Annotated in this window: 15 protein-coding genes; 14 read left to right on the top strand and 1 reads right to left on the bottom strand. The window is 63.6% G+C overall.

The window, feature by feature from the left end; genetic code table 11:
- Window positions 1-12: 12 nt before the first annotated feature.
- From ACN8M7_RS21530 to ACN8M7_RS21490, 9 genes are all read left to right on the top strand, one after another.
- Window positions 13-375, top strand: a complete 363-nt coding sequence (locus ACN8M7_RS21530) for an IacB protein (RefSeq protein WP_490262128.1) — start codon at window positions 13-15, stop codon at window positions 373-375.
- Between the two features lie 3 nt (window positions 376-378).
- Window positions 379-894 (top strand): nuclear transport factor 2 family protein, encoded by a 516-nt coding sequence (locus ACN8M7_RS21525; protein ID WP_490262127.1) that lies wholly within the window; start codon window positions 379-381, stop codon window positions 892-894.
- 39 nt (window positions 895-933) lie between these two features.
- Window positions 934-2,208, top strand: a complete 1,275-nt coding sequence (locus ACN8M7_RS21520; RefSeq protein ID WP_490262126.1) for an aromatic ring-hydroxylating oxygenase subunit alpha — start codon at window positions 934-936, stop codon at window positions 2,206-2,208.
- A 67-nt stretch (window positions 2,209-2,275) separates the two neighbouring features.
- On the top strand, window positions 2,276-2,752 hold the full coding sequence (locus ACN8M7_RS21515) for an aromatic-ring-hydroxylating dioxygenase subunit beta (protein ID WP_490262125.1): 477 nt from the start codon (window positions 2,276-2,278) through the stop codon (window positions 2,750-2,752).
- Window positions 2,753-2,761: 9 nt separating this feature from the next.
- Window positions 2,762-3,502: an SDR family NAD(P)-dependent oxidoreductase gene (locus ACN8M7_RS21510; protein ID WP_490262124.1), complete on the top strand. Its 741-nt coding sequence runs from the start codon at window positions 2,762-2,764 to the stop codon at window positions 3,500-3,502.
- Window positions 3,503-3,619: 117 nt separating this feature from the next.
- The gene (locus tag ACN8M7_RS21505; protein WP_490262123.1) at window positions 3,620-4,579 is read left to right on the top strand and encodes a PDR/VanB family oxidoreductase; all 960 of its coding nucleotides are present in this window, start codon (window positions 3,620-3,622) and stop codon (window positions 4,577-4,579) included.
- Between the two features lie 17 nt (window positions 4,580-4,596).
- Entirely contained in the window at window positions 4,597-5,097 is a 501-nt protein-coding gene (locus ACN8M7_RS21500) for a flavin reductase (RefSeq protein ID WP_490262122.1), read from the top strand.
- Window positions 5,098-5,456: 359 nt separating this feature from the next.
- Complete coding sequence (locus ACN8M7_RS21495) at window positions 5,457-6,734, top strand: OprD family porin (RefSeq protein ID WP_490262121.1); 1,278 nt, start codon at window positions 5,457-5,459, stop codon at window positions 6,732-6,734.
- Window positions 6,735-6,794: 60 nt separating this feature from the next.
- A complete protein-coding gene (locus tag ACN8M7_RS21490; RefSeq protein ID WP_490262120.1) occupies window positions 6,795-7,418 on the top strand; it encodes an NIPSNAP family protein in 624 nt (207 codons plus the stop codon).
- Between the two features lie 57 nt (window positions 7,419-7,475).
- Here the strand turns inward: ACN8M7_RS21490 and ACN8M7_RS21485 are convergent, their stop codons facing one another.
- A complete protein-coding gene (locus ACN8M7_RS21485) occupies window positions 7,476-8,360 on the bottom strand; it encodes a LysR family transcriptional regulator (RefSeq protein ID WP_490262119.1) in 885 nt (294 codons plus the stop codon).
- Between the two features lie 126 nt (window positions 8,361-8,486).
- Here ACN8M7_RS21485 and ACN8M7_RS21480 point away from each other — a divergent pair, with 126 nt between their 5' ends.
- The 5 genes from ACN8M7_RS21480 (at window position 8,487) to pcaH (ending at window position 12,818) form a co-directional block, all read left to right on the top strand.
- Window positions 8,487-9,608 (top strand): muconate cycloisomerase family protein, encoded by a 1,122-nt coding sequence (locus ACN8M7_RS21480; RefSeq protein ID WP_490262173.1) that lies wholly within the window; start codon window positions 8,487-8,489, stop codon window positions 9,606-9,608.
- Window positions 9,609-9,633: 25 nt separating this feature from the next.
- A complete protein-coding gene (catC, locus tag ACN8M7_RS21475) occupies window positions 9,634-9,924 on the top strand; it encodes a muconolactone Delta-isomerase (RefSeq protein ID WP_037000634.1) in 291 nt (96 codons plus the stop codon).
- Between the two features lie 40 nt (window positions 9,925-9,964).
- Entirely contained in the window at window positions 9,965-10,894 is a 930-nt protein-coding gene (gene catA, locus ACN8M7_RS21470) for a catechol 1,2-dioxygenase (RefSeq protein WP_490262118.1), read from the top strand.
- Between the two features lie 144 nt (window positions 10,895-11,038).
- Window positions 11,039-11,971, top strand: coding sequence for a pca operon transcription factor PcaQ (gene pcaQ / locus ACN8M7_RS21465; RefSeq protein ID WP_490262117.1), 933 nt, complete (start codon window positions 11,039-11,041; stop codon window positions 11,969-11,971).
- A 127-nt stretch (window positions 11,972-12,098) separates the two neighbouring features.
- On the top strand, window positions 12,099-12,818 hold the full coding sequence (pcaH, locus tag ACN8M7_RS21460) for a protocatechuate 3,4-dioxygenase subunit beta (protein ID WP_490262116.1): 720 nt from the start codon (window positions 12,099-12,101) through the stop codon (window positions 12,816-12,818).
- Window positions 12,819-12,858 lie beyond the last annotated feature (40 nt).

Below are 12,858 nucleotides of genomic sequence, written 5' to 3'. Positions count from 1 at the left end.
TTGGTGATTGTGATGACTGATAAAAAAGCCCTGCGTGTCCTGTTCTGCATGGGCATCAACCAGAACTTCTTCGACGCCCCCCGTGAGGAGCAGCTGGAAGTCTGGGCGGCGTTCAGCGCCATGTGGAACGGCATCCACGATCTGCCCGGCGTGACGGTGTTCGGCAACATGGACGACGACCAGAGCATGGTCGGCCCATCCACCGGCTACCCCTGGACCACCTACCTGCTGGCCGACGTGCCGGACATCGAGACGGTACACGCCGCCTGCAACCTGTTCCGCACCACTGCCGTGGGCACCGGCCCGTACAAGTTGTGGCGCTACTGCAAGGTGGAAGCGCGTACCGGCCGTGAACTGATCATCCAGCGGGCCTGAGCCATGAGCCGATCCCTCGAAGCCCGCCTGCACCAGCTGGAAAGCGAGAACGCCGTGCGTGCCTGCATGAACCGCTACATGGTGCTGTGCGACGCGCTCGATGCACGCACCCCGCTGGACGAGTTGGCCGGGTTGTTCACCGCCGACGCCATCTGGGAAGGCAAGGGCGCCAAGTATGCCAAGAGCTTTGGCGGCTATCAGGGGCGCGAGGCGATCCGCGCGATGTTCGCCGGCTACATGACCGAGCCGGCGCACTTTGCTCTCAACGTGCACTTCCTCTGCTCGGAGCTGATCCGCGTGGAGGGCGACGAGGCCAGCGGCAGTTGGGTGATGTTGCAGACCTCTACCTTCGCCAGTGGCGGCTCGCACCTCAACGCGGCGCGGCTGACGGTGCGTTTTCGCGAAGAGCAAGGCGTCTGGCGCATGGCTCATTTTCAGACCGAGAACCTGTTCGGCCGCCCGGTCGATGCATGGAACAGCGATGCCCACCTGCCCGTGCCGGGGCAGACCGAAGAATGACTTTTATGAGTCGGTGACCTGCGCCGACGAGGAGTGACCGTGACCAACCTGATCGAAACCGTGAACCTGGCCAGCTCGCCGGCCGACCTGGTGCTGCATGACCGCGTGCACACCTCCCTGTATACCGATGCCCGTCTCTTCGACGAAGAGCTGGAGAAGGTGTTCTACAGCACCTGGGTATGGGTGGCGCACGCCAGCGAGATTCCCGACAACGGCAGCTACAAGAGCACCTTCATCGGCAAGCAGCCGGTGATCGTCGTGCGTGACCGCAAGAAGGACGTGCACGTGCTGCTCAATCGCTGCCGTCACCGTGGCGCCACCGTCTGTGAGCACAAGAAGGGCAAGACCAACAGCTTCGTCTGTCCCTACCACGGCTGGAGCTACGCCCTCGACGGCAGCCTGCGCGGCGTGCCGCACCCGGAGAGCTACGCCGACTGCCTGGACAAGGGCGAGCTGCCGCTGGTGAGCCTGCGCGTCGAGCAATACAACGGCATGATCTTCGCCACCTTCAAGGATGACATCGAGCCGCTGGAAGACTTCCTCGGCGCGGCCAAGAAATGGATCGACCTGTTCATGAAGCAGGGTGCCGGCTACGGCGTGAAGGTGTCCGGCGAGCATCGTTTCCGCTTCCCCGGCAACTGGAAGATCCAGCTGGAGAACACCACCGACGCCTACCACTTCCCGCTGGTGCACAAGTCCTTCCTGTCCTCGGTGGACGAGCAGACCCTGGAGCTGTTCGATTTCGTCGAAGGTCCGGGCTACGTCGAGGATCTTGGCAACGGCCACAGCGTGATGGTGATGATCCCCGACCTGGTGGATCTGGAAGCCGACCTGGACAAGCCGATCCCCGAGCGCTTCGAGGCGCTGGCCCAGGAGCTGCGTGACGAAGGCATCGAGGAACAGCAGGTACGCCGCATCGTCCGTGCCGTCGGCGGTTCGGGCTTCAACCTCAACCTGTTCCCCAACGTCGCCTGCTCCATGGCCTTCTTCCGCGTGCTGCAGCCGGTCTCGGTGAACGAGACCGAGATTCACCACGCGGTGATCACCATGGACGGCGGCCCGGCCGTGGCCAACCGCTACCGCCTGCGCCTGCACGAGCACTTCCAGGGTCCGATGGGCTTCGGTACCCCGGACGACTCCGAGGCCTGGGAGCGCGTGCAGAAGGGCGCCCAGGCCGGCAGCGACCTGTGGATCATGCTCAATCGCGGCCTGCCCGGTGAGAAGCCGAGCGAGGACGGCCTGGTCAGCGACGTGAGTGCCGAGACCGGCATGCGCGCGGCCTACCAGCAGTGGAAAAAGATGATGTCGGCCTGAGCCGCCGCGCCCCTCTGCCCGCACGGGTGAGAGGGGCCCGTCATGCACCTATTTGAAGAGAACCACTATGAATCTTGAACTGCTCAACCACGTCAGCGCCTTCATCTGGCAGGAAGCGGACATGCTCGACCACGGCGATTTCGACGCCTGGCTGAACCTGTGGGCCGACAAGGGGACCTACATCATCCCCATCGACCCCAACGAGACCGATTTCGAGAACACCCTCAACTACGCCTACGACGACCATCACATGCGCCAGTTGCGTGTGCAGCGCCTGATCGGCGGCGAGTCCATCTCCACCAGCCCGCGTGCCCGCACTGTGCGCAGCCTGTCGCGCTTTCGCGTGCTCGGCGAGGAAGGCGGTGTGGTCACCGTGCGCTGCGCGCAGAACCTGCGCGAGTTCCGCAAGGACGTGCTCAAGCACTACACCGCGGATGTCACCTTCGAGCTCAAGCGCGACGGTGACAGCTTCAAGATCCAGCGCAAGCTGATCCAGTTGATCAACTCGACCGATACCCTCGCCGGTATTGGTTACATCCTGTAGGACGCCGTCATGACTCAGGTAGCTCTCGTCACCGGTGCGGCCCAGGGCCTCGGTCTGTCCATCGCCAACCGTCTGTTCGCAGCCGGTTATGCGGTGGTGATCACCGACCTGTCGCTGGAGCGTGCCCAGGCCGCCGCCGACCGCCTCGATCCGAGCGGCCAGCGCAGCCTGGCACTGCAGCTCGACGTCGCCAGCAAGGCTGACTTCGAGGCAGCACTGGCCGCCGTGCTGGCGCGCTGGGGCGCGCTGCACGTGGCGGTCAACAGTGCTGCGATGACCCGCACCACACCGGTCATGCAGATCAGTCCGGAGGAGTTCGACCTGGTCATGAGCCTCAACACCCGCAGCATCTTCCTCGGCTGCCAGGTACTTGGCGGGCACATGGCAGCTGCAGGCTACGGGCGGATCATCAACATGGCCTCGCTGGCCGGGCAGAACGGCGGCACCGCCACTGGGGCGCACTACGCGGCCTCCAAGGGCGCCATCGTCACCCTGACCAAGATCTTCGCCAAGGAACTGGCCGGCGCCGGTGTGACGGTCAACGCCATCGCCCCCGGCCCCATCGAGTCGCCCGCCGTACATGCGGCGGTGCCGCCGGAGCGCATGGCCGGCTTGCTCGCCAATATCCCGGTGAAGCGTCTCGGTGATGCCGACTTCCTCGGTGATCTGGTGGTACAGCTGGCGCGCCCGGAAGCCTACTTCACCACTGGGGCGACCTGGGATGTGAACGGCGGACTGTTCATGCGTTGAACCCCGCCCGGCAGGCCCTTCGGGTGTGCCGGGCAAACGAAAGAATGCCGCGCGTGCGAGCTGCGGACTGTAACGAACGAGAACAATCAGCACCTCGAAGGGTGCGGGAAGGTCGGTATGACTGAGCAAGTGTTGAACCTGGTGGTACGCAAGCGGCAGGAACAAGGCGAGGGCGTGGTAATCCTCGACCTCGCCGATCCGACGGGCAGCAATCTGCCGGCCTTCGAGGCCGGTGCCCACGTCGATGTCCACCTCAAGCCCGGCCTGGTGCGCCAGTATTCGCTGTGCGGTGACCCGGCCAATGCCGCCGTCTACCGCCTCGGTGTGCTGCGCGACCCAGCCTCGCGCGGCGGCTCGGTGGCCGTCCACGAGCTGCTCAGCGAAGGCGCCCACATCAGCGTCGGCACGCCGCGCAACCTGTTTCCCCTGGCCGCTGGTGCCAGCCGTTCGATCCTCATCGGCGGTGGCATCGGCATCACCCCGATGATCGCCATGGCGCACCAGCTGACCGCCCAGGACAGCCCGTTCGAGCTGCACTACTGCGGGCGTTCGCGTCAGCGTTCGGCCTTCCTCGACGAACTGGCAGGCGCCGACTTCGCCGCCTGCGTGCGCACCCACTTCGATGATGAAGGCGATGCGCAGAAGTTCGACCTGCCGGCCGTACTCGGCCAGCCGGGCGCTGGCGTGCACGTCTATGTGTGTGGCCCGAGCGGCTTCATGGACTGGGTCATCGAGGGCGCGCGCCAGGCCGGCTACGCCGAGGATCACATCCACCGCGAGTACTTCCAGGTGGAGGTCGACGCCAGCGGCGACAGCTTCGAAGTGGTCGCTCAGCGCAGCGGCAAGACCGTTCAGGTCGCCGAAGGCCAGACCATCATCGACGCACTCGCCACGGTTGGCATCAAGGTGGAGATCTCTTGCGAGCAGGGCGTCTGCGGCACCTGCCTGTGCGATGTGCTGGAGGGCGAACCGGATCACCGCGACGTCTACCTGACCGATGACGAGAAGGCCGCCAATGACCAGATTCTGGTCTGCTGTTCGCGCGCCAAGTCGAAAAAACTGGTGCTGGATATCTAACACGCGAGGGCAAGATCATGGTCGACACCACAGGTTTCCGTAATGCCATGGCGCTGCTGGGCGGCGCCGTTTCAGTGATCACCACCGACGGTGCTGCCGGGCGCTGGGGCTTCACCGCCTCGGCCGTGTGCAGCGTCACCGACCAGCCGCCAACACTGCTGGTATGCATGAATCGTTCATCTTTCTCCAATGGCCACTTCAAGCAGAACGGTGTGCTCAGCGTGAACGTGCTGAGTGCCGAGCTGAAGGACATCTCCGGTGTATTCGCCAACCGAGATATGGACTCCGACCAGCGTTTCGCTCAGGCCAGCTGGAGCACGCTGGAAAGCGGCGCGCCGCTGCTGGACAACGCCCTGGTCAATTTCGATTGCCGTATCGCCCAGGCGCATGAGGTGGGTTCGCACACCATCTTCTATTGCGAGGTGCTGGGTATTCGTAACGGCAACAGCCAGGAAGGTCTGGTGTATTTCAACCGCGCCTATCACCGTCTGGGCGAACAGTCGCGGTCGGCCTGCTGAGGCGCTTGGGTGGGCCTTGGTCCCACCCGCCGTCTTGCCAGTGCTGCAGGAATTTCCGAACTAATGTCGGAAATAACGGATGAAGTTTCACTTCATTCTGAAACAGGCAATACCCGTCAATAAGAAACAACTGCCAGATAGTGATAGGCAGTGCCTTGCTACGACCTTTTTTGCAGTAAGTGGTTATAAAAACAAAACTGCGGATTAACTGCCTCGGAACCGGTTAAACCTGTCGCATGCTCAAGCCAGGCCCGATAGAGCCTGGCGAAGCGGACGTTTTACCGATCTCGGTTATATCAACTGCCAATTAATCTGCTTCCACTCATTGTGCCTTGCACAGGTAACAAAGGATCAAAACAATGTTCCAGAACAACTGGCTGGCCAGCAGCATTGGTGCTGTGGGCCTGATGGGCATGTTCACGTCTATTTCCGCCCAGGCGGACTTTCTCGACGATCGGCAAGTCAGTCTTGGCTTGCGCAACTTCTATATTGATCGTGACTTCAAACAACATGACGCGCCCAAGTCGCGTATTGGCAGCTGGACGCAGGGTTTCGATTTTCGCGCCATTTCCGGCTATACCGAAGGCACCGTGCAGTTCGGTCTCGACCTCTCTGCGCAATATGCCTATCGCCTCGATGGCGGTGGTGGTCGCGGCCCTGACAGCATCATTCCGTACGACGACAGCAAGGGTGAGCAGGTCCGTGATTACGGCCGCGCCGCACTGACCGCCAAGATGCGTTACTCCAAGACCGAGCTGAAGATCGGCGAGCATCGCCCGACGCTGCCGGTGGCTTTCTACGATGACTCTCGCCAGCTGATCACCACTTACCACGGCTTCATGCTGGAGTCGCGCGAGGTGGACAAGCTCACCTTCACCGCCGGCCGCTTCACCGAGATCAGCAGCCGTGAGTCGTCCAACCGCGAGAAGATGTACCTGTTCAACGGGCCGAACATTCAGCGCCGCAGTGATGGCCTGAACTTCGCCGGTGCCACCTATGCCTTCAGCCCGGCATTCTCGGCGACCTACTTCTATGGTCAGCTGGAGGATATCTACCAGCAGCAGTACCTCGGTGCGACCTACAACGCCGACCTGGGCAACGGCTTCGGGCTGAAGACCGACCTGCGTTACTTCGACAACCGTGAAGATGGCAAGGCGCTTTACGGCGACATCGACAACCGCTCCTACGGCGCGATGACCACCTTGCGCAAGGGCTCTCACGCCATCGGTGTCGGCTACCAGCGCATGCTCGGCGACAGCACCTTCCCCACGCTCAATGGCTACGCACCACAGCCGTACCTGGTGAACTGGTCCACCGTGGCCTTCGTCAAGCCCAACGAAAGCTCCTGGCAACTGCGCTACGACCTGGACTTCGCCGGCTACGGTGTGCCGGGCCTGAAGCTGATGACCCGCTACCTGCGCGGCACTGGCATCGACCGGGGCAGCAACGATCTGGATCAGAACGTCGAGAGCGAGCGCAACATCGTCCTCGGCTACGTGGTGCAGGACGGCCCGCTCAAGGGCGTGGGCTTCGAGTGGCGCAACATCGACGTGAAGACCCGTTACGGCAACGGCGCGGCGTCGGGTGCCGATTACCAGGAAAACCGCCTGATCACCTCCTACACCTTCAAGTTCTGACCGACGGCGGGGCCGGGTGCAGATCCGGCTCCGCCTGCATTCACAGGCTGCGAGAAGACGATGCGACTCTACGAACTGATCACCTTCACCTTGCGCGTACGCACCCCGGCCGAAGCGCTGAAACGTCTGCGCGAAACCCTCGCCGAGGCGCGTGACGGCTGCGTGCTGATGGGCTGCTGGGCGTCGGAAATCGGCCCACTGAACCAGGTCGCCGTGCTGCGTGGATTTCGTGACGAAACGGCGCGGCAGGTTGAGCGCGAGCGCTTCCTCCAGGCACCGGATGCCTTCGGCATCGAAGCCTTCATGCTCGACATGAAGGTGGAAAACTACACGCTGTTTCCCTTTCTCGAACCGCTGGCGCCCGGCAAGCACGGGCCGTTCTACGAGCTGCGCGAATACAACCTGATTGCCTCCGGCCTGGCGCCGACGATGGCAGGCTGGGAAAAGGCCGTCGGCCCGCGCACCGGGCAGGATTATTCAGCGGTCTACGCGGCGTTCTTCGCCACCGACGGACGCACTCCGCGCTACCTGCACATCTGGCCCTACGCCAGCCAGGAGCAGCGCCTGGACGTGCGCACCCGTGCCGTCGCCGACGGCGTCTGGCCACCTGAAAACTCCGGGTCGCAACTGCGCGAGATGCATTCCACCCTCTATCTGCCGGCGGCGTTTTCGCCGTTGCAGTAGCAGGTGAACCTTTTCATGCCCGTCTTGCTCCTTGCGGGCTTTTTTCTTTCTCTGCGCTCAGCGTTGGCTGGCGCGCGACAGTTGGTCGACCATTGCCAGGCAGTGATCGAGCGCTGGCGAGGCGTCGCCGATACGCTGGCTGATGATGATCGGCGAGGTGGCCTGCGCTTCCTGCAGCGGCGCGTAGTCGATGTCGACGCGGTGCAGCACCTGCACCGAGGCCGGCACCAGGGTGATGCCGATACCGGCAGCGACCAGGCCGATGGCCGTCTGCAGTTCGTTGGTCCATTGCGCCACGCGAATCTGCAGGCCGTGCGCGTCGAACAAGGCCAGCACATGATCGGCGTAGCTCGGCCGCGGATTACCCGGATACAGCACGAAGGGCTCGCGGGCCAGCTCGGCCAGGCTCACCGGGCCTGGCAGCAGCGCATGCCCGGCGGGCAGGGCGGCAACCAGCGGGTCGAGGGTCAGCACCTGCTGCTGTACGGCCGCGTCGTCGATATGGATACGACCGAAGCCGATGTCGATGCGTCCGGCCTTGAGTGCCTCGACCTGTTGCACCGTGGTCATTTCCGACAGCCCCAGCTCCAGGCCGGCGTCGCTACGCAGGCGCCGGATCAGCTCCGGCAGCACGCCGTAGAGCGTGGACGGGGCGAAACCGATGCCGAGCCAGGCTTTCTCGCCCGAGCCGATGCGCCGGGTACTGTCGCAGACCTTGCCCAGTTGCTCGAGCAGGGTGCTGGAGTGCTCGTGGAAGAAGCGTCCGGCCTCGGTCAGGCGCAATGGCCGGCCACGCTCGAGCAGCGTCACGCCGAGTTCGTCCTCGAGTTGCTGGATCTGCCGGCTCAGCGGCGGCTGGGCGATGTGCAGGCGTTCGGCGGCGCGGGTGAAGTTGAGGGTTTCGGCGAGCGCCTGGAAATAGCGCAGGTGGCGAAGCTCCATGGGCGGCTTTCCTCTGAAATTGACGATACCTTAAGGGTATTGTTGCAGACAAAATCAATATTGGAACCTGCCAAAATGCAGGATCAATATCCCATCACATACATGAACAACCTGATGGGTATTGAAATGAGCCACGCCGCGATCGAGTCGCTCGAAGCGATCATCGTCGACCTGCCGACCATCCGCCCGCACAAGCTGGCGATGCACACCATGCAGAACCAGACCCTGGTGATCCTGCGCCTGCGCTGCGCCGACGGCATCGAGGGCATCGGTGAAGCCACCACCATCGGTGGCCTGTCCTATGGCAACGAGAGCCCGGACAGCATCAAGGTCAACCTGGACTGTCACTTCGCGCCGCTGTTGATCGGTCAGGACGCCAGCAACATCAACGCCTGCATGCAGCGCATCGACCGTGTGGTGAAGGGCAACACCTTCGCCCGTTCCGCGGTGGAAACCGCGCTGCTCGATGCCCAGGGCAAGCGCCTCGGTCTGCCGGTCAGCGAAATCCTCGGCGGCCGCGTGCGCGACAGCCTGGAAGTGGCCTGGACCCTGGCCAGCGGCGACACCCGCAAGGACATCAGTGAGGCCGAGCAGATGCTCGAAGCCCGTCGCCATCGCATCTTCAAGCTGAAGATCGGTGCCGGCGAGGTGAACAAGGACCTGGCTCATGTCATCGCCATCAAAAAGGCCCTGGGTGAGCGCGCCAGCGTGCGTGTCGACGTCAACCAGGCCTGGGACGAAGCAGTGGCACTGCGCGCCTGCCGCATTCTCGGGGACAACGGCATCGACCTGATCGAACAGCCGATCTCGCGCCACAACCGTGGCGGCCAGGTGCGCCTGAACCAATCCAGCCCGGCGCCGATCATGGCCGACGAGTCCATCGAGTGCGTGGAAGACGCCTTCAACCTGGCGCGCGACGGCGCTGCCCCGGTGTTCGCCCTGAAGATCGCCAAGAACGGTGGCCCGCGCGCCGTACTGCGCACCGCCAGCATTGCCGAGGCGGCCGGTATCGGCCTGTATGGCGGCACCATGCTCGAGGGCAGCGTCGGCACGCTGGCCTCGGCCCATGCCTTCATTACCCTGAACAAGCTGGCCTGGGACACCGAACTGTTCGGCCCGCTGCTGCTGACCGAAGACATCGTCACCGAGCCGCCGCTGTACCGTGACTTCCAACTGCACGTGCCGCGCCTGCCCGGTATCGGCCTGACCCTCGACGAGGAGCGCCTGGCGCGCTTCCGCCGTTCCTGATCCAGCCTGAAGGAGGAAAGCCAACATGCTGTTCCACGTGAAGATGACCGTGAAGTTGCCGGTCGACATGGACCCCGCCCAGGCGGCCAAGCTCAAGGCCGACGAGAAAGAACTGGCCCAGCGCCTGCAGCGCGAGGGCAAGTGGCGCCACCTGTGGCGCATCGCCGGGCACTACGCCAACTACAGCGTCTTCGACCTGGCCAGTGTCGAGGAACTGCACGACACCCTCATGCAGTTGCCGCTGTTCCCTTACATGGAGATCGAGGTGAACGGCCTGTGCCGCCACCCGTCTTCGATCCACCAGGACGATCGCTGATCAATCTTCCAGTCGATAAAAACAAGATGAGGAAATAATCATGGGCATCAAACTGTCGCACACCGAAAGCGTGCAGAAGTTCTTCAAGGAGGTCAGCGGCCTCGACAACGACCAGGGCAGCCCGCGCATGAAGGCGCTGGTCAACCGCATCCTGCTGGACAGCATCCGCCTCATCGAGGATATGGAAGTCACCACCGAGGAGTTCTGGAAGGCGGTCGACTACCTCAACCGCATGGGCGCGCGCAGTGAAGCCGGCCTGCTGGTGGCTGGTCTGGGCCTGGAGCACTATCTCGACCTGCTGCTCGATGCGCAGGACGAAGCGGCCGGCCTGCTCGGCGGCACCCCGCGCACCATCGAAGGCCCGCTGTACGTGGCCGGCGCGCCGCTGAGCGAAGGCGAGGCGCGGATGGACGACGGTACCGATCCGGGCACACCGATGTATCTGCACGGCCAGGTGCTCGATGTCGACGGCAAGCCGGTCGCCGGTGCCGTGGTTGACCTGTGGCACGCCAACACCAAGGGCACCTACTCCTACTTCGATTCGCGCCAGAGCGAGTTCAATCTGCGCCGCCGCATCGTCACCGACGCCGATGGCCGCTACCGCGCGCGCAGCATCGTGCCGTCCGGCTACGGCTGCCCGCCTGATGGCACCACCCAGGAAGTGCTCAACCTGCTCGGTCGCCACGGCAACCGCCCGGCACACATCCACTTCTTCATCTCCGCGCCTGGCTATCGTCACTTGACCACGCAGATCAACCTGGCCGGCGACGAGTACCTGTGGGACGACTTCGCCTATGCCACCCGCGATGGCCTGATCGGTGACATCGCCTTCGTCGAGAACGAAACCGCCGCGCGTGACCATGGTTTCCAGGGCAATCGCTTCGCCGAAGTGAAATTCGACTTCCAGCTGCAGAGTGCTCCTGCACCTGACGCCGAGCAGCGCAACGCTCGTCCGCGCGCTCTGCAATAAACCGGGTGCCAACCACCCCTTTATAGCCGGCTTCAGGGCCGGCTTTTTTTATTCTGTCGCGCGTCGCAGGGCGCTTGTGGAATCGGGCTGGGAGCCGGACAGGCTTTGCGGCATCATCACTGGCATCCGCCTTTGGTGCTCCCGATGAACATCGACACCCGAATCAAATTCCGCCACTTGCTGTGTTTTCTGGAAATCGCCCGCCAGCGCAGTTTCGCCAGGGCGGCCGATGCGATGGCGGTCAGCCAGCCGGCAATTTCCAAGACGCTCAAGGAGCTGGAGGAGATTCTCCAGGCCAGTCTGTTCGAACGCGGCAAGAACGGGGTGAGCCTGACCGCTGCCGGGGTGGCGTTCATGCGCTATGCCGGGCCTTGCGTGCAGGCGCTGCGTGATGGCGTCAGCAGCCTGCGCGATGGCGAGCACGAGGCCGGGCAGGTGCGGGTCGGTGTGCTGTCTACCGTCGAGAGCCTGCTGATGCCCGAAGTGGTCGGGCGTCTGCATCAGCGTCATGCGGCGCTGGTGGTCAGCGTGGCCACCGGGCCCGGTGCCTACCTGCTGGGTCAGTTGCGCGTCGGTGAGCTGGATCTGGTGATCGGCCGCATGACCGACAGCCCGGACATCCAGGGCCTGACCTTCGAGCACCTGTACAGCGAGTCGATGACTCTGGTGGTGCGCCCGGGGCATCCGTTGCTGGCCGCCGGTGAGGATGCGCTGAGACGGCTGGGCGATTACCCATTGGTATTGCCGACGACCGGCACCACCATCCGTAAACATGCCGACAGCCTGTTCGTGCAATGCGGGGTGACGCCTTCGCGGCAGCGGCTGGAAACCCTCTCGCCGGCCTTGAGTCGGCGTTACGTGCTGTGTAGCGACGCGCTGTGGGTCGCCCCGCAGGACTCGGTATGCCTGGATGTGCGCCGTGGCGAGCTGGCCGAGCTGCAACTGCCGGTACGCGAGCCGGGCGGCTCGGTGGGTATCTGCCGTAACAGTGCGCTGGGCCTGTCGCTGGCGGGGGAGCGCTGCTGCGATGTGCTGCGCGAGGTGGCGCAGGCCTATCGCGATGGGCATTTTCCATAACCATTTGGTTATGAACTGACGGCGTCTTTTCAATTTTCAGCTGCACTGCATTGGCCGAGACTGCGCCAACCTGCCGGGGCAACATGCCCCTCGCACGACTCCACAATATTCACAACAGGAGTGCAGCATGCCTGCCGAGGACAACCGTCGCTTTGCCATTCGCGACCGCAACTGGCATCCGAAAGCCTTCACCCCCGACTACAAGACCTCCATCGCCCGCTCGCCGCGCCAGGCGCTGGTGAGCATCCCGCAGTCGATTTCCGAGACCAGCGGCCCTGACTTCTCGCACCTGCAGTTCGCCGAGCACGACAACGACCTGCTGCTCAACTTCAACAACGGTGGCCTGCCCATCGGCGAGCGCATCCTCGTCTCCGGTCGGGTCATGGACCAGTACGGCAAGCCGATCCCGCATACCCTGGTGGAAATGTGGCAGGCCAACGCCGGTGGCCGCTACCGGCACAAGAACGACCGCTACCTGGCGCCGCTCGATCCCAACTTCGGTGGCGTCGGCCGTGCGCTGACCGACAGCGAAGGGCGCTACATCTTCCGCACCATCAAGCCCGGCCCCTATCCGTGGCGCAACAACCCCAACGACTGGCGCCCGGCACATATCCACTTCTCCATCAGTGGCCCGTCGATCTCAGCGCGTCTGATCACCCAGCTGTACTTCGAGGGTGATCCGCTGATCCCGTTGTGCCCGATCGTCAAGTCCATCGCCAACCCGGACGCCGTGCAGACGCTGATCGCCAAGCTCGACATGAGCACGGCCAATCCGATGGATTGCCTGGCCTATCGCTTCGATATCGTGCTGCGTGGGCAGCGCCAGACCCATTTCGAGAACCGTTAATGAGCCGCCCAGGATCTGCTGCGCGTCGGCCAGACTGCGT

Origin of the sequence: Pseudomonas spartinae (assembly GCF_965197125.1) — a bacterium.
Classification (GTDB): domain Bacteria; phylum Pseudomonadota; class Gammaproteobacteria; order Pseudomonadales; family Pseudomonadaceae; genus Aquipseudomonas; species Aquipseudomonas composti_A.
This window is presented reverse-complemented; position numbering and strand designations above follow the sequence as displayed.

What these genes read in the sequence shown, in the direction of transcription:
- ACN8M7_RS21530 (WP_490262128.1), top strand. Translation starts at nt 13, where the DNA reads ATGACTGATAAAAAAGCCCTGCGTGTCCTGTTCTGCATGGGCATCAAC.
- ACN8M7_RS21525 (WP_490262127.1), top strand. Translation starts at nt 379, where the DNA reads ATGAGCCGATCCCTCGAAGCCCGCCTGCACCAGCTGGAAAGCGAGAAC.
- ACN8M7_RS21515 (WP_490262125.1), top strand. Translation starts at nt 2,276, where the DNA reads ATGAATCTTGAACTGCTCAACCACGTCAGCGCCTTCATCTGGCAGGAA.
- ACN8M7_RS21510 (WP_490262124.1), top strand. Translation starts at nt 2,762, where the DNA reads ATGACTCAGGTAGCTCTCGTCACCGGTGCGGCCCAGGGCCTCGGTCTG.
- ACN8M7_RS21505 (WP_490262123.1), top strand. Translation starts at nt 3,620, where the DNA reads ATGACTGAGCAAGTGTTGAACCTGGTGGTACGCAAGCGGCAGGAACAA.
- ACN8M7_RS21500 (WP_490262122.1), top strand. Translation starts at nt 4,597, where the DNA reads ATGGTCGACACCACAGGTTTCCGTAATGCCATGGCGCTGCTGGGCGGC.
- ACN8M7_RS21495 (WP_490262121.1), top strand. Translation starts at nt 5,457, where the DNA reads ATGTTCCAGAACAACTGGCTGGCCAGCAGCATTGGTGCTGTGGGCCTG.
- ACN8M7_RS21490 (WP_490262120.1), top strand. Translation starts at nt 6,795, where the DNA reads ATGCGACTCTACGAACTGATCACCTTCACCTTGCGCGTACGCACCCCG.
- ACN8M7_RS21485 (WP_490262119.1), bottom strand. Translation starts at nt 8,360, where the DNA reads ATGGAGCTTCGCCACCTGCGCTATTTCCAGGCGCTCGCCGAAACCCTC.
- ACN8M7_RS21480 (WP_490262173.1), top strand. Translation starts at nt 8,487, where the DNA reads ATGAGCCACGCCGCGATCGAGTCGCTCGAAGCGATCATCGTCGACCTG.
- catC (WP_037000634.1), top strand. Translation starts at nt 9,634, where the DNA reads ATGCTGTTCCACGTGAAGATGACCGTGAAGTTGCCGGTCGACATGGAC.
- catA (WP_490262118.1), top strand. Translation starts at nt 9,965, where the DNA reads ATGGGCATCAAACTGTCGCACACCGAAAGCGTGCAGAAGTTCTTCAAG.
- pcaQ (WP_490262117.1), top strand. Translation starts at nt 11,039, where the DNA reads ATGAACATCGACACCCGAATCAAATTCCGCCACTTGCTGTGTTTTCTG.
- pcaH (WP_490262116.1), top strand. Translation starts at nt 12,099, where the DNA reads ATGCCTGCCGAGGACAACCGTCGCTTTGCCATTCGCGACCGCAACTGG.